General features: G+C 67.1%; 11 protein-coding genes. 10 read left to right on the forward strand and 1 reads right to left on the reverse strand.

Annotated features, from left to right (window positions below; genetic code table 11):
• Positions 1 to 74: 74 nt before the first annotated feature.
• The 10 genes from EOJ32_RS09180 (at position 75) to EOJ32_RS09225 (ending at position 14,724) form a co-directional block, all read left to right on the forward strand.
• Positions 75 to 1,661 carry a lysine--tRNA ligase gene (locus tag EOJ32_RS09180; RefSeq protein ID WP_127898352.1) on the forward strand — a complete coding sequence of 529 codons (1,587 nt, stop codon included), beginning with the start codon at positions 75 to 77 and terminating at the stop codon, positions 1,659 to 1,661.
• Between the two features lie 129 nt (positions 1,662 to 1,790).
• Positions 1,791 to 4,085: a glycosyl hydrolase family 28-related protein gene (locus tag EOJ32_RS09185; protein WP_127898353.1), complete on the forward strand. Its 2,295-nt coding sequence runs from the start codon at positions 1,791 to 1,793 to the stop codon at positions 4,083 to 4,085.
• Between the two features lie 70 nt (positions 4,086 to 4,155).
• On the forward strand, positions 4,156 to 5,748 hold the full coding sequence (locus EOJ32_RS09190; RefSeq protein WP_240542393.1) for a SulP family inorganic anion transporter: 1,593 nt from the start codon (positions 4,156 to 4,158) through the stop codon (positions 5,746 to 5,748).
• A gap of 121 nt (positions 5,749 to 5,869) precedes the next feature.
• Positions 5,870 to 7,825 carry an acetate--CoA ligase gene (gene acs, locus EOJ32_RS09195; RefSeq protein WP_127898354.1) on the forward strand — a complete coding sequence of 652 codons (1,956 nt, stop codon included), beginning with the start codon at positions 5,870 to 5,872 and terminating at the stop codon, positions 7,823 to 7,825.
• A gap of 119 nt (positions 7,826 to 7,944) precedes the next feature.
• Entirely contained in the window at positions 7,945 to 8,202 is a 258-nt protein-coding gene (locus EOJ32_RS09200; protein ID WP_042244402.1) for a DUF4212 domain-containing protein, read from the forward strand.
• A 10-nt stretch (positions 8,203 to 8,212) separates the two neighbouring features.
• On the forward strand, positions 8,213 to 10,120 hold the full coding sequence (locus EOJ32_RS09205; protein ID WP_127898355.1) for a sodium:solute symporter family protein: 1,908 nt from the start codon (positions 8,213 to 8,215) through the stop codon (positions 10,118 to 10,120).
• 60 nt (positions 10,121 to 10,180) lie between these two features.
• Positions 10,181 to 11,995, forward strand: a complete 1,815-nt coding sequence (locus EOJ32_RS09210; protein WP_127898356.1) for a DUF294 nucleotidyltransferase-like domain-containing protein — start codon at positions 10,181 to 10,183, stop codon at positions 11,993 to 11,995.
• Complete coding sequence (locus EOJ32_RS09215) at positions 11,992 to 12,495, forward strand: hypothetical protein (RefSeq protein ID WP_127898357.1); 504 nt, start codon at positions 11,992 to 11,994, stop codon at positions 12,493 to 12,495. The genes EOJ32_RS09210 and EOJ32_RS09215 overlap by 4 nt, the downstream gene beginning before the upstream one ends.
• The gene (locus tag EOJ32_RS09220) at positions 12,488 to 12,850 is read left to right on the forward strand and encodes a response regulator transcription factor (RefSeq protein WP_127898358.1); all 363 of its coding nucleotides are present in this window, start codon (positions 12,488 to 12,490) and stop codon (positions 12,848 to 12,850) included. The genes EOJ32_RS09215 and EOJ32_RS09220 overlap by 8 nt, the downstream gene beginning before the upstream one ends.
• A complete protein-coding gene (locus EOJ32_RS09225) occupies positions 12,850 to 14,724 on the forward strand; it encodes a 3'-5' exonuclease (RefSeq protein ID WP_127898359.1) in 1,875 nt (624 codons plus the stop codon). Before EOJ32_RS09220 ends, EOJ32_RS09225 begins: the two co-directional genes overlap by 1 nt.
• Here EOJ32_RS09225 and EOJ32_RS09230 read toward each other — a convergent pair.
• A complete protein-coding gene (locus EOJ32_RS09230) occupies positions 14,721 to 15,101 on the reverse strand; it encodes an AAA+ family ATPase (protein WP_127898360.1) in 381 nt (126 codons plus the stop codon). The two genes, EOJ32_RS09225 and EOJ32_RS09230, sit on opposite strands and share 4 nt — an antisense overlap.
• Between the last annotated feature and the right edge of the window lie 14 nt (positions 15,102 to 15,115).

Consider the following 15,115-nt stretch of genomic DNA (forward strand, 5'->3'; position numbering starts at 1 on the left):
TCGTTCGGGTGCAAATTATTGACGATCTGCGGCGCTTTCAATAAGCGTTCCGGACCTCAACAGGAGATCCGACCATGACCACCCTGCGCGACGCCGCGATGCAATCGAAGGCCTGGCCGTTCGAAGAAGCGCGCCGGGTGCTGAAACGGTACGAGAAGCAGCCCCCCGAAAAGGGCTATGTCCTGTTCGAGACGGGCTATGGCCCCTCGGGCCTGCCCCATATCGGCACCTTCGGAGAGGTCGCGCGCACGACGATGATCCGCCGCGCCTTTCAGGAGATCAGCGACATCCCGACGCGGCTGATCTGTTTCTCGGACGATCTGGACGGCATGCGCAAGGTCCCCGAGAACGTCCCCGACCAGGAGATGCTGAAGGAGCACCTGCAGCTTCCCCTGACCTCGGTCCCCGATCCGTTCGGCGAATATGACAGCTTTGGCGGTCACAACAACGCCATGCTGCGCCGCTTTCTGGACACGTTCGGGTTCGACTACGAATTCGTCAGCGCGACCGAGTTCTACAAGTCCGGCCAGTTCGATGCGGTGCTGCTGCGCGCCGCCGAACGCTATGACGACATCATGGCGGTGATGCTGGCATCCCTGCGCGAAGAGCGTCAGCAGACCTATTCCTGCTTCCTGCCGATCAGCCCCAAGACGGGCCGCGTGCTGTATGTGCCGATCAAGCATGTCGACGCCAAGGCCGGGACCATCACGTTTGACGAGGACGGCGAGGAGATCACCCTGCCGGTCACCGGCGGCAATGTGAAGCTGCAGTGGAAGCCCGATTTCGGTGCACGTTGGGCCGCGCTGGACGTCGACTTCGAGATGTATGGCAAGGATCACAGCACCAACACGCCGATCTATGACCGCATCTGCGAGATCCTGGGCGGCAAAAAGCCCGAGCATTTCACCTATGAGCTGTTCCTGGATCAGGACGGCCAGAAGATCAGCAAATCCAAGGGCAACGGCCTGTCGATCGACGACTGGCTGACCTATGCGTCCACGGAAAGCCTGTCCTATTTCATGTATCTCAAGCCCAAGACGGCCAAGCGGATGCATCTGGACGTGATCCCAAAGGCGGTGGACGAATACCACCAGCAGCTGCGCGCCTTTCCCGACCAGACCCCCGAACAGCAGCTGGCGAACCCTGTCTGGCACATCCACGGCGGCAACGTGCCCGCGTCCGACATGGCGATCCCGTTCCAGATGCTGCTGAACCTGGCATCCGTCGCGGGCGCCGCGGACAAGGAGGGACTGTGGGGGTTCATCCGCCGCTATGCCCCCGAGGCCAGCCCCGAGACGCATCCCGGTCTGGATCAGGCTGCGGGCTTCGCACTGCGCTATTTCACCGATTTCGTGGCCCCCTCGCGCCAGTTCCGCGAACCCACCGAAGTCGAGCGTGCCGCGATGCAGGACCTGGCCGATCGCCTGGCCGCATGGGACCAGCCCGCCGACCCCGAGACGCTGCAGTCGATGGTCTTCGCCGTCGGCAAGGAGCACGGGTTCGAGCCGCTGCGCGACTGGTTCGCGGCCCTGTACCAGGTGCTGCTGGGCGCGGACCAGGGGCCCCGGTTCGGCGGCTTCATCGCGCTTTACGGCGTGGATGAGACCCGTGACCTGATCCGGGACGCGCTTGACGGCAAGCTGGTCCTGAACCACGGCTGACGTTGCGGACGGGGCCGTTGCAGCGCACGCTGCGTTCAGGCCCCGTTAACCTTTCATCAACTATTTCTGTCCGCATCACGGCGGGTCTTCCCGGACCCGCCCGCCATGCCGATACGGAAGGGATAGCCGATGAACATAGCGATCACCAACGGGCTTTTGCTGACCCCACCCGCCTTCAGGGCGGGCTTGGGCGTCTGGTCGCGCAGCGACGGCACATCGGGCAGTCCTACCTGGGCCGATGCGGGCAATGCCGGCATCGTTCCCGCCGACCAGGATTTCGGTCCCTGCTTCGAGGTCGTCAAGCAGCAGACCACGACCAGCCTGCGCTTCATGGGAGAGACGCCGATGATCCCCGGCGTCTATCTGCGCGTGTCGGCGCGGGTCAAGATCGTCGCCGGCCCGCTGGCCAGCGTGCGCATCGCGGGCTGGGCGGGCGACGGGTCGCGCAACGCGGTCGCGGGCCTGGTCACCGCGGGGACGACTGTCGCGCTGCGCAACTACGGCGAGGTGGTCGAGGTCAGCGCCATCGTCGGCGTCGGCAACCGGCCGGGCGTCGATCTGCCGTGGGGCACGCGCGCGGTCTATGGGCATTTCGGTCTGGACCTGGTGGGCGCCAATGGCGGGGCGTTCCGGGTTGAATCGATCCGTATCGACGATATCACCGCGGCGTTCGTGCCGTCGTTGCTGGACTGGGTGGACGTGCGCGATTTCGGCGCGGTCGGCGATGGCGTCACGAACGACCGGGCTGCGTTCCTGGCGGCGGACCAGGCGGCGGCGGGCGGATCGATCGTGGTGCCCGCAGGGACGTTCTTCATTTCGGGCGACCTGTCGATCAACAGCCGCATCCGTTTCAAGGGCCGCCTCATCACCCCGCCCTCGACACGCGTGTCGCTGCTGCGCAGCTTTGATTTTCCGACCTATGCGGACGCCTTCGGCGACGAGACGCTTGGCATGAAAAAGGCGCTGCAGGCGCTGCTGGGCTATACCGACCACATCTCTCTGGACCTTGGCGGGCGCCGCGTGGACCTGGGCGAACCGCTGATGCTGGCCGAACTGGCGCCCACGCTGGAGGGGTTCGCGAACCGCCGGGTGATCCAGAACGGCTCGATCCAGGCAAAGCCCGGCCCCGCATGGCAGACCGGCCGCGCGACCAGCCCCGGCACGTACAACCCGGCCCAGCCCTATCTGCTGAGCAACGTCGCCAATGTCGCGGCCATCGAGGTCGGCAGCCGCATCATCGGCAGCGGCGTCGGCCGCGAGGTCTATGTGAACGCCAAGAACGTCGCCCAGGGCACGCTGACCCTGTCGCAGCCGCTTTATGGCGGCGCGGGGACGCGGCAGTACAGTTTTGAACGCTATCGCTATCTGTTCGACTTTTCGGGCGTGCGCGAACTGAGCCGCCTGAACTTCTCCAAGGTCGATTTCGGCTGCGACCGCATCTCCAGTGGCGTGATGCTGCCCCAGCAGGGAGAGATGATCCAGTTCGCCGATTGCTACTTCACCCGTCCGATGGACCGGGCGATCACCTCGATCGGGCGCGGCTGCCAGGACCTGCTGGTCGACAACTGCCAGTTCATCTCGAACGACCTCGACCTGCCGGCGCAACAGCGCACCACGGTCGCGATCAACGTGAACGCCAACGACATCAAGATCCGCAACAACCGCTTCGTGCGGTTCGCGCATTTCATGGTGGCGAACGGCGGCGGCCACATCATCAGCGGCAACCACTGGTTCCAGGGCGACGGGTCGGGGCAGGGGCTGCGCTATGCGGGCCTGGTGCTGACCCAGCCCAACGTGCAGACGACGGTGTCGGGCAACTATATCGACAACGCCTCGATCGAATGGACCAACGAACACAGCGCCATCCCGAACTTCACTGGGTCCGAGTTCAGCTTTGGCGGCCTGACCCTGACGGGCAACACCTTCCTGTGTTCGAACACCGTTGCGTGGTTCACCTGGATCACCGTCAAGCCCTATGGCTCGGGGCATTTCATCCAGGGGCTGAACGTCGTGGGGAACGTCTTCAAGGCGCTTTACGGCAACGTGGAGCGGATCGACCGGGTCGACACCTCGATCGCCGACCTGAACTACAACAGCATGCGTAACCTGCAGTTCGAGGCCAACACCTTCAACGGCATCAACACCTATGTGTCGAACCCGCTGATGATCCAGCTGACCCAGAACACCGCCACGGCGACCTGGACCACGCCGGTCCTGACCGGCCTGCCATTCCAGGGCTGGGCGCGGTCCGTCCAGTCCGTCGTGACCGAGGTCGCGCTGCAGTCGACCAGCGGCGCCCGTGTCGATGCGACGCCGACGGTCGTGCCGGATTCGGGCACGTCAAAGCGCCAGATCCGGCTGACCTGGTCACAGCCCCTGCGCGGCCGGGTCTGCATCTATGCGCGGATGGATCGCCCGCAATAGCACGATCATGCTGTTGACAGGCGCCTTGGGCCGGGGGCAACCTCGGCCCAAGGCCATGTTTGGAGGATCCATGGGCTATCGCCCCGCCTTTCTGGATCTTTCATTCGATCTCAAGGACCTGCAGGCAGGACTTACGGTCGCCATCGTGGCGCTGCCGCTGTCTCTGGCGATCGCCATCGCCAGTGGCGTCGGTCCCGACCGCGGGCTGGTCACGGCCATCGTTGGCGGGTTTCTGGTCAGCGCCATGGGCGGGTCACGCCACCAGATCGGCGGCCCGGCGGGCGCGTTCATCGTGCTGGTCGCGGGCTGCGTCGCGGCGATCGGCATCGACGGCCTGATCGTGGCCACGATGCTGTCCGGTGCCATGCTGGCGGTGCTGGGCCTGCTGCGTCTTGGCGGCACGATGCGACTGGTGCCCTATCCGGTGATCCTGGGGTTCACTGCCGGGATTGCGGTGATCATCGCCGCAAGCCAGCTGCGCGACCTGTTGGGCCTGACGCTGTCCGTGCCCGAACCTGCCGCGCTGCTGCCCAAGCTGTCCGCCCTGTGGCAGGCCCGTGCCACGGCTGATCCGCAGGTCATCGGCGTCGCGCTGACCGCGGTCGCGGTGATCGTGTTCGCACAGCGCCTGGCGCCCCGACTGCCGGCGCTGCTGCTGGGGATCGTCGCCGCCACCCTTGCCGCACAGGTGCTGGACGCGCCATCGGTCTTTGATCGCTTCGGCGCGCTGCCGGCCGGTCTGCCGATGCCGATGCTGCCCGCGCTGGACTGGGCGTCCGTTCAGGCGGCGCTGCCCTTCGCGGTGGGCTTCACCTTGCTGGGGGCGATCGAGTCGCTCCTGTCGGCGATGGTCGCCGACCAGATGGCCGGGACCCGCATGCGTCCCGATGACGAGCTGATCGGGCAGGGGCTTGCCAATATCGGGGCGGGTCTGTTCGGCGGCTTTTGCGTCACCGGCACCATCGCGCGGACGGCGACCAACGTGAAGGCCGGCAGCCGCGGCCCGGCATCGGGGATGATCCACGCCGCGCTGCTGCTGGGCTTCCTGATCGTCGCCGCGCCGCTGGTCGGGGCCATTCCCCTGGCCGGCCTGGCGGGGCTTCTGATGGTCGTCGCTTGGAAAATGATCGAATGGCACGCGATGATCAGCCTGACCCGCATCGACCGGGCCGAGGCGGGGGTGATGGTCGCGACCTTCCTGGGCGTGATCCTGCATGATCTGACGACCGGCATCCTGATCGGCATGGCGCTGACCGGGATGCTGTTCATCGCGCGGATGTCGCGCGAGGGGACCGCCCATGCTCCCGCAACCGACCCCGATGGCCCGGCGGACCGGATGGTGATCCATCTGTCCGGGCCGGTCTTCTTCGGCTCCGTCGCGCGGATCGAGGGGGCGCTGGCCCGGATCGACGCGCATCCCCGCCTGCTGCTTCTGGACATGTCACAGGTCATGCTGATCGACCGAAGTGGCGCCCAGATGATCCGCGACCTGTCCGACCGGCGGCGCGCCGCGGAACCCGGGTCGTGGCGGTTCATGCGCGGCCGGTGCTGCGGGCGGGACTGCATGGCAGCGTCACGGTTGCGGACGACCCTGCCCGTTTGTGAAGCATTGACAGGATCGGTGATCCTCAAGTCAATTCATTTACAAAATTTCCTTTTATAAAAAACAAGTTAACTTGTTCCCTCATCTGTGATTAACATGGTGGCGACGCAGCGTTGCGCCCACACCCTGACAGGGGTCGTCGCGGCCGGGCTGCAGCATGGCGACGACGAGGGGGAAAGTCATGACCGCTGAAAACATTCGCAAACACGCCATTCCGGCCGGCCTGGAGGACGCTCATGCCGGCCCCGAGGACTATGCGCGGCTGTATGACGAATCGATCCGCGACCCGCAGGGCTTCTGGTCCCGCGAGGGGCAGCGGCTGGACTGGATGACGCCCTATACCAAGGTCAAGAACACCGACTTCACCCTGGGGCAGGTCAGCATCAAGTGGTTCGAGGACGGGGTCCTGAACGCCTCGGTCAACTGCATCGATCGCCACCTGCCGACCCGTGCCAACCAGACCGCGATCATCTTCGAACCCGACGATCCGCAGACGCCCGCCCAGCACATCACCTATGCTCAGCTGTCCGAAAAGGTGAACCGGTTCGCGAACGTCCTGCTGAGCCAGGGCGTGATGCGCGGCGACCGCGTGGTGATCTATCTGCCGATGATCCCCGAGGCCGCCTATGCGATGCTGGCCTGTGCGCGCATCGGGGCGATCCATTCGATCGTCTTCGCGGGCTTTTCGCCCGATGCGCTGGCCAACCGGATCAACGACAGCGGCGCCAAGGTTCTGGTCACCGCCGACACCGCGCCGCGTGGCGGCCGGCGCACGAACCTGAAATCGAACGCCGACGCGGCGCTGCTGCATTGTTCGGACAAGGTGCGCTGCCTTGTGGTCAAGCATACCGGCGACCAGACCACCTGGGTCGAGGGACGCGACATCGACGTCAAGGCGCAGATGGAGCAGGTCGCCCCCGACTGTCCGCCCCGCCCCATGGGCGCCGAGGATCCGCTGTTCATCCTGTATACGTCGGGATCGACCGGCAAGCCGAAGGGCGTCGTGCATACGACCGGCGGCTATCTGGTCTATGCCGCGATGACGCATCAGTACACGTTCGACTACAAGGACGGCGACGTCTTCTGGTGCACGGCGGATGTGGGCTGGGTCACCGGCCACAGCTATATCGTCTATGGCCCGCTGGCCAACGGCGCCACGACCGTGATGTTCGAGGGTGTCCCGACCTGGCCCGACGCCGGACGCTTCTGGCAGGTCTGCGCCAAGCACAAGGTCACCCAGTTCTATACCGCACCGACCGCCATCCGCGCGCTGATGGCCAAGGGGCCCGAGCCGGTCGAGGCACATGATCTGTCGTCGCTGCGCATCCTGGGTACCGTCGGAGAGCCGATCAACCCCGAGGCCTGGAACTGGTACAACGAACATGTCGGCAAGGGCCGCTGCCCCATCGTCGACACCTGGTGGCAGACCGAGACCGGCGGCCACCTGATCACGCCGCTGCCCGGTGCGATCGAGACGAAGCCCGGATCGGCCACGGTGCCGTTCTTCGGCGTGGTCCCGGTTATCCTGGATGCGGCCTCGGCCGAGGTGCAGCAGGGCAACCCGGCCGAGGGCGTGCTGTGCATCGGCGACAGCTGGCCCGGCCAGATGCGGACCCTGTGGGGCGATCACGCCCGCTTCGAGGAGGCGTATTTCCAGCAGTATCCCGGCTATTATTTCACCGGCGACGGATGCCGGCGGGACGAGGACGGCTATTACTGGATCACCGGCCGCGTCGATGACGTCATCAACGTCAGCGGCCACCGCATGGGCACGGCCGAGGTCGAATCCGCACTGGTCGCCCATGAGAAGGTCGCCGAGGCCGCGGTCGTTGGCTATCCGCACCCGATGAAGGGGCAGGGCATCTATGCCTATGTCACGCTTATGAACGGCGTGGACCCCTCGGAGGAGCTGCGCGCCGACCTGGAGAAATGGGTCCGCACCGAGATCGGCCCGATTGCCAAGCCGGACCTGATCCAGTGGGCGCCGGGCCTGCCCAAGACGCGGTCGGGCAAGATCATGCGCCGCATTCTGCGCAAGATCGCGGAAAACGACCACGGCACCCTGGGCGACACCTCGACCCTGGCCGAACCCGAGGTCGTGGACGATCTGATCGCCAACCGCATGAACCGCGGCTGACGACCGGCCGGGGGCCTTGGCGTCCCCGCAAACCTGCCCGCGCCCATCGCCGGGGACGGGCTTGGAAGAACACTAGGGCGGAGTGACAGACATGTCTGAACAGGGAGGGACCTAGGGACATGAGTGACAGACAATCCTCGAATGCCTATTGGCAGGCCAATCTACGCATCATCTACATCTGCCTCGCGATCTGGGCGCTGGTGTCCTACGGCTTCGGCATCATCCTGCGGCCGCTGCTGTCGGGCATTTCGGTGGGCGGAACGGATCTGGGATTCTGGTTCGCGCAACAGGGGTCGATCCTGTGCTTCATCGCGCTGATCTTCTTCTACACCTGGCGCATGAACCGCCTTGACGCCGAACACGGCGTGGACGAGTGAGGACCCAGCCATGAGCCAATTCACCCTGAACCTGCTGGTCATCTGCGCCTCGTTCGCGCTGTATATCGGCATCGCCATCTATTGCCGGGCGAAATCCACGGCCGAATTCTATGCCGCCAACCGTGGCGTCGGACCGGTCATGAACGGCATGGCGACGGCCGCCGACTGGATGTCGGCCGCATCCTTCATCTCGATGGCGGGCCTGATCGCCTTCACGGGCTATGACAACTCGACCTACCTGATGGGCTGGACGGGCGGCTACGTGCTGCTGGCCCTGCTGCTGGCGCCCTATCTGCGCAAGTTCGGCAAGTTCACCGTGCCGGAATTCATCGGCGACCGCTTCTATTCGCGCACCGCGCGGATCATCGGCGTGATCTGCCTGCTGATCGTCTCGATCACCTACGTCATCGGCCAGATGACCGGCGTGGGCGTCACCTTCTCGCGCTATCTCGAGGTGTCGAACGCGACCGGCCTGTGGATCGGCGCGGCGCTGGTGTTCTGCTATGCCGTTCTTGGCGGCATGAAGGGCATCACCTACACGCAGGTCGCGCAGTACGTCGTGCTGATCATCGCCTACACGATCCCGGCGGTGTTCATCTCGCTGCAGCTGACGGGCAACTTCCTGCCGCCCCTGGGCCTGTTCGGCACCCATGAGGGATCGGGCGTGGCGTTCCTGGCGCAGCTGGACGGTCTGGTGACCGACCTGGGCTTCCGCGCCTATACCGAGCACCACAACTCGACCCTGGACATGGTCCTGTTCACGATGGCGCTGATGATCGGCACCGCGGGTCTGCCGCACGTGATCATCCGCTTCTTCACCGTGCCCAAGGTCTCCGATGCCCGCAAGTCGGCAGGCTGGGCGCTGGTCTTCATCGCGCTTCTCTATACCGTCGCTCCGGCGGTGGGTTCGATGGCGCGCTTCAACCTGACCGCGACCATGTGGCCGGGCGCCGCGCAGGGCGAGACCTTCAGCCAGCCCGCCGTGTCGCTGGCCGACATCGAGACCAGCGAGGACCTGGCCTGGATGCGCAACTGGCAGACCACCGGCCTGCTGAACTGGGAGGACAAGAACGGCGACGGCCTGATCCAGTACTACAACGACGGTGCCGCCGCACAGGCGACCGCGCTGGCCGCGGCCCGCACCAGCGGCGACCAGGCGGCGATCGACGCGGCCCAGGCCGCCTATGACGCCCGTCTGGCCGAGACCCATGCCGCCCTGCCGGGCGCCCCCGCGGCCGAGCAGAACTGGGTCGGGAACGAGCTGACCACCGTGAACAACGACATCATGGTGCTGGCCAACCCCGAAATCGCCAACCTGCCGGGCTGGGTCATCGCCATCGTCGCCGCCGGCGGCCTGGCCGCCGCCCTGTCGACCGCGGCGGGTCTGTTGCTGGCGATCTCGGGCGCCGTGTCCCACGACCTGATCAAGGGCACGCTGCGCCCGAACATCAGCGAAAAGGGCGAACTGATGGCCGCGCGCGTCTCGATGGCGCTGTCGATCCTGGTCGCGACCCTGCTGGGCCTGAACCCGCCGGGCTTTGCGGCCCAGACCGTGGCACTGGCCTTCGGCCTTGCCGCCAGCTCGATCTTCCCGGTGCTGATGATGGGGATCTTCTCCAAGCGTGTCGGCAAGGAAGGCGCGATCGCCGGCATGATCGCGGGCATGCTGTCCACGATCCTCTACATCTTCGCCTACAAGGGCTGGTTCTTCATCGCGGGCACCAACATGTTCCCCGATACGCCCGACGCCTGGCTGTTCGGCATCTCGCCGGCATCCTTCGGCACCGTGGGCGCGGTGATCAACTTTGCGGTCGCCTTCGGCGTCTCGGCCGTCAGCAAGCGTCCCCCCGCCCATGTGCAGGAACTGGTCGAATCGATCCGTGTCCCGCGCGGCGCGGGCGGTGCCGTCGCGCACTGATCATCCTGCCGCGTCCCCGACCGGGGGCGCGGCACCCTCCTTCCCACAAGGTCACCCCGGATGCCCGACAGCATTGTCGATTTCATCGCCACCGTGCATCCCTATGACAGCCTGAAGCGGGACGAGCTGGCGCGCGTCGCCACCTCCTTCAGCCGCAGGACATTCGCCCCCGGCGACCTGATCTATCAGTTCGGAGACCGCCTGCCGGGCCTGTACCTGATCGAAAGCGGCCAGGTCGCGGTCACCGACCGCAACGGCGACAGCGTATCCCAGCTGGGACCACGCAATTCCTTCGGCGAACGCGGCCTGCTGCGCGACGGCGTGGCGGTCACGTCGGCGCGGGTCATGGACCGGCCGGCGGTGATCCTTATGTTGCCCCGGGCAGAGGTGACGCGCCTGATCGCCGACCATCGCGCAGTCGCCCGGTTCTTCGACCGGGGAAGGGGGCCCTCCGACCGCGGGGGCGACCTGGCCCGGCTCAAGGTGGGGGAGCTGCTGTCGGGCAAACCCGTCAGCTGCACCCCCGAGACCCCGATCATCGAGGCCGCCCGCCAGATGCGCGACGCCCGCGTCAGCAGCTTGGGCATCACCCAAGGCGGCCGCCTGATCGGGCTGGTCACCATCCGCGACATGTCGAACCGCGTCGTGGCCGAAGGGCGTGACATGCGTCAGCCGGTCAGCGCCGTGATGACGCCCGACCCGGTGACCTTGGCCCCCACGGCCCTGGGCTATGACGTGCTGAACATCATGCTGGAACGGCGCATCGGGCATCTGCCGGTGGTCGATGACGGCCGTTTCGTCGGCATGATCAGCCAGACCGACCTGACGCGGGTCCAGGCGATTTCCGCCGCGGGGCTGATCCGACAGGTCGCCAAGGCGCGCGACACCGCACAGATGGCCGCCATCACGGCCCGCATTCCCGAACTGCTGACGCAGCTGGTTCAGGCCCGCCAGCGGCACGAGATCATCACTCGCATGATCACCGACATCGCCGACGCGGTCACGCGCCGCCTGCTGGACCTGACGGCCGCCGACCTTGGGCCTGCGCCCGCCGCCTGGTGCTGGGCCGCCTGCGGCAGCCAGGGCCGCCAGGAACAGACCGGCACCAGCGATCAGGACAACTGCCTGATCCTAGCACCCGGCGCCGATCCGAAGGACCCGTGGTTCACCACCTTGGCGCGGCGGGTCAGCGATGGGCTGCATGCCTGCGGCTATGTGCATTGCCCGGGCGACATGATGGCGACCAACCCGCGCTGGTGTCAGCCGCTGGACGTCTGGCAGGGCTATTTCCGCGACTGGATGACCCATCCCAGCCCTGAGGCGCAGATGCTGGCCTCGGTCATGTTCGACCTGCGCGCCATCGGCGGCGACGTCACGTTGTTGGGCGACCTGCAGGACGGGACCCTGGACGCGGCCTCGAAGAATTCGATTTTCATTGCGCATATGGTTGGAAATTCACTGAAACATCGGCCTCCGCTTGGCCTGATCGGCGGCTTTGCCACGATCCGGTCCGGAGAGCATCGCCACCATATCGACATGAAGCATAACGGCGTCGTCCCGGTGACCGATCTGGCGCGGGTCTATGCCCTGCAGGGACGCATCGGCGCGGTCAACACACGTGCCCGGCTGGAGGAGGGCGAGGCGCGGGGCGTGATCTCGGCCACGGGCGGGCGCGACCTGATCGCGGCCTATGACATGATCCAGACCGTGCGGCTTGAGAATCAGGCGCATCTGGTCAGGGCGGGGCGCAGGCCCGACAATTACCTCTCGCCGGCGGATCTGTCGGATTTCGAACGCAGCCACCTGCGCGACGCCTTCGTCGTCGTGCGCGGAATGCAGTCGGCGGTGGGACATGGCAAGGGGATGCTGGGATGACAGGGATCGGAAGCGATCTGATCGGGGTGATCGCCGCGGCGGTCGGGGCGGCGGCGGTGCTGTATGCCGGGATGCATCTGGCGCGCAAGCTGGGTCTGTCGCCCGCCGCCTGGCTGCTGCCGGCGGGCATCGGGCTGTCGATGGTCGCCTATTCGGTGTGGAACGACTATGCGTGGTTCGACCGCGCGCAGGCCAGCCTGCCTGCCGGTTCGCAGGTACTGGTCGTGGGGCATGACAGCCAGCCCTGGGCGCCCTGGACCTATCTGTTCCCGGTCGAGACGCGGTTTGCGGCCTTGGACCCCGCGCAGATCACGCAGGGCGCGGACGGCACGCGCCGTGCGCCGATCATGCTGGTGGAACGCCGCGGCCAGACCGTGATCGTGCCGCAGGACTTCGACTGCGCGGGCGCGCGGATCCGTCCGGGACGTGCCGACTGGATGCCCGCGGGCGATGATGCGGCCTTTGCCACCGTCTGCCCGGATGGAGGGACCAATGGCTGACATCCTGGTCATCGAGGATGAGGACAACATCGCCACCGCGCTTGATTTCCTGCTGACCCGCGACGGCCATCGCCATGACCGCATCGCCACGGGCCGCGGCGCCGTGGATCGCATCCGCCAGACGCGGCCGGACCTGGTCCTGCTGGACGTGATGCTGCCCGAGGTATCGGGGTATCAGATCGTCCAGGACGTGCGCGCCGATCCCGACCTGGCGGGGGTGCGGGTGCTGATGATGACCGCGCGCGGCTCCGTGGTCGAGCGGCGCAAGGGACTGGCGCTCGGCGCCGACGGCTTTATCACAAAGCCCTTCGAATTGGCCGAGTTGCGGGCCGAGATGGCCCGTCTGCTGTCCTGATGCGCCGGCGCATCCTGATGCTGTTCCTGGCCGCGCTGGTCGCGGCGCTGGTCCTGGCGGGGTTGGCGCTGTGGCGGGTGGTGCAGGGCGGGCAGGATGCGGTGATCCAGGCCGCGATGATCGCGGGCCTTGGCCTGCTAGGGCTGATGACCGCACTGTGGTTCCTGTTCGACCGGCACCTGGCCCGGCCGCTGGAATCGCTGGCCGGGGCGTTGCGGACCGGGCGAGTTCCCGACCTGGCGCAGGCCCGTCACCTTGCCGATCTGGGCCCGGCCGCCCGGGACGCGGCCTTGGCGCGCGAACGGTCCGATCAGGCGCTGGCGCAGGCGCTGCAGGATCACGCCGCCGAAACCCTGCGCGAAAAGGCCAGCCTGGAGGCGATCCTGGCCGATTTCGGCGCGGGCGCGGTCATGGCCGACGCACGGGGGCGGGTGGTCTTCTATAACGCCAGCGCGGCGCGGCTGCTGCCGGGACTGGCGTTGGACCGTGCGCTGGACACGCTTTTGACGTCGGGCGCGTTGCGGGCGGCACAGATGCGGCTGTCGGCGGGGGCCGCCGCGACGGACCTGACCTGCCTGACGGTCGGCGGTGTCCGCTTGTCGGGTCGGTTGCGCGCGATTGACGATGGGCTGCTGCTGATCCTGCGCGATGGCGTGGTCCAACGCCCCGCGCCTCGCGACACGCTTGAGGCGCTGCGCCGCCATGCCTCCACCCTGGTTCCGATGCTGGACGCGCTGGACGGGCCGATCCCGCCCGCGCTGGCTCAGGCGATCCGCGCAGAGGGGCAGGGCTTGGCCAACGCCACCCGCAGCCTGTCCCAGATCATGGCCAGCGATGCGCCCGCCACGGTGGCTGCGCTGACGGAACTGGCCGCGGGGCTGGAGGCCGCGGATCTGCCGCCGCTGGCGTTCCGTGCAGAGGCGGCCAGCCTGAACGCCCTGCTGCTGCTGCTGGACGCCAAGCTGCGCGCCCTGGGGCACACCCCGGTGCTGTCGGTCCGGCCGGACCCCGACGACCAGATGCGGCTGGTGCTGGATTGGCGCGGGTCGCCGGTGCCTATCGACCTGCTGGAGGGTTGGCTGACCGCCGCCCCCGATCCCGGCCAGCCCGATGTGACGGGGGCGGAGATATTGGCCCGCCACGGCACCGGCATCTGGCCGGAAACGGACGGCGCAAGGGCGCGGCTGGTCATGCCGCTGGCCTTGGCGCAGGGCGTCGCGGACGGATCGGGCGTGACCTATGATTTCGCCTTGGCGACGCGGGGGGCGGCGTCGTCGCGGCTGGCGGACCTGACCTGCGTGGTCTTCGACACCGAGACCACGGGACTGACCGATCGCGACCGGATCGTCCAGATCGCCGGTCTGCGCCTGGCGCGCGGCCGCCTGACCGGGGAACGGTTCGAGACGCTGGTGAACCCCGGCTGTTCCATTCCCCCGGCCTCGACCGCGATCCATCACATCACCGACGCAATGGTGGCCGACGCCCCGGATCTGACCGCGGCGCTGACGGCGTTCCGGCATTTCTGCGACGACAGCGTGCTGATCGCGCATAACGCGCCCTTCGATATGGGCTTTCTGCGGCGCGCCGAGGCGCAGACCGGCACGCGGTTCGACAACCGGGTGCTGGACACGGTGCTGCTGTCGGCGATGGTCTGGGGTCAGTCAGAGGTCCATACGCTGGATGCGCTGACCGAGCGTCTTGGCATCGCCATTCCGCCCGAAGCCCGGCATACCGCGATGGGCGACACCATCGCCACCGCGCAGGCCTATCTGGCGCTCATCCCCGCGCTGGAGGCCAAGGGCATCACCCGGTTCGAGGAGGTTGTGGCCAAGGCCCGCGACCACCGCGCGCTGATCGCCGACGCGAACCGCTAAAGCGCGATCTGCGGCTCGTCCGTGGCGGGGTCTTCGTCGGGGCGCAGCGTGTGGCCCAAGGGGGGCGGCGCGGGCGCGTCCTCACGGCGTCGGATCAGGATGTCGCCGTTGGGCAGACGTTCCGGCGCCTGATAGTTGCGGATGTCGTCGACCTGCGCCGCCAGATCCTGCAGAACGGGGCCCATCTGGCGTAGAGCGCCGGCGAGGTCCTGGGCCAGGGGCGACGTGGCGCCGGGCTCCTCCTCGCCCCATAACTGCCCCATGATCGCGCCCAGGCCGCGTTCCAGGAACCCCGGTTCCTCCGGCGCCTCTTGCGCAAAGGCGGGGGCGGACATCAGGGCAAGGCACAGGGCGGCGGGGGTCAGGATGCGTGTCATGGGCCATGAGATGG

The sequence above is a fragment of the Paracoccus sp. Arc7-R13 genome, from assembly GCF_004010775.1.
Taxonomy (GTDB): domain Bacteria; phylum Pseudomonadota; class Alphaproteobacteria; order Rhodobacterales; family Rhodobacteraceae; genus Paracoccus; species Paracoccus marcusii.

Bases quoted from the DNA above. Each gene is read 5' to 3' on its own strand.
- EOJ32_RS09220 (WP_127898358.1), top strand. From the start codon at position 12,488: ATGGCTGACATCCTGGTCATCGAGGATGAGGACAACATCGCCACCGCG.
- EOJ32_RS09215 (WP_127898357.1), top strand. From the start codon at position 11,992: ATGACAGGGATCGGAAGCGATCTGATCGGGGTGATCGCCGCGGCGGTC.
- EOJ32_RS09205 (WP_127898355.1), top strand. From the start codon at position 8,213: ATGAGCCAATTCACCCTGAACCTGCTGGTCATCTGCGCCTCGTTCGCG.
- EOJ32_RS09180 (WP_127898352.1), top strand. From the start codon at position 75: ATGACCACCCTGCGCGACGCCGCGATGCAATCGAAGGCCTGGCCGTTC.
- EOJ32_RS09225 (WP_127898359.1), top strand. From the start codon at position 12,850: ATGCGCCGGCGCATCCTGATGCTGTTCCTGGCCGCGCTGGTCGCGGCG.
- EOJ32_RS09200 (WP_042244402.1), top strand. From the start codon at position 7,945: ATGAGTGACAGACAATCCTCGAATGCCTATTGGCAGGCCAATCTACGC.
- EOJ32_RS09190 (WP_240542393.1), top strand. From the start codon at position 4,156: ATGGGCTATCGCCCCGCCTTTCTGGATCTTTCATTCGATCTCAAGGAC.
- acs (WP_127898354.1), top strand. From the start codon at position 5,870: ATGACCGCTGAAAACATTCGCAAACACGCCATTCCGGCCGGCCTGGAG.
- EOJ32_RS09185 (WP_127898353.1), top strand. From the start codon at position 1,791: ATGAACATAGCGATCACCAACGGGCTTTTGCTGACCCCACCCGCCTTC.
- EOJ32_RS09230 (WP_127898360.1), bottom strand. From the start codon at position 15,101: ATGACACGCATCCTGACCCCCGCCGCCCTGTGCCTTGCCCTGATGTCC.
- EOJ32_RS09210 (WP_127898356.1), top strand. From the start codon at position 10,181: ATGCCCGACAGCATTGTCGATTTCATCGCCACCGTGCATCCCTATGAC.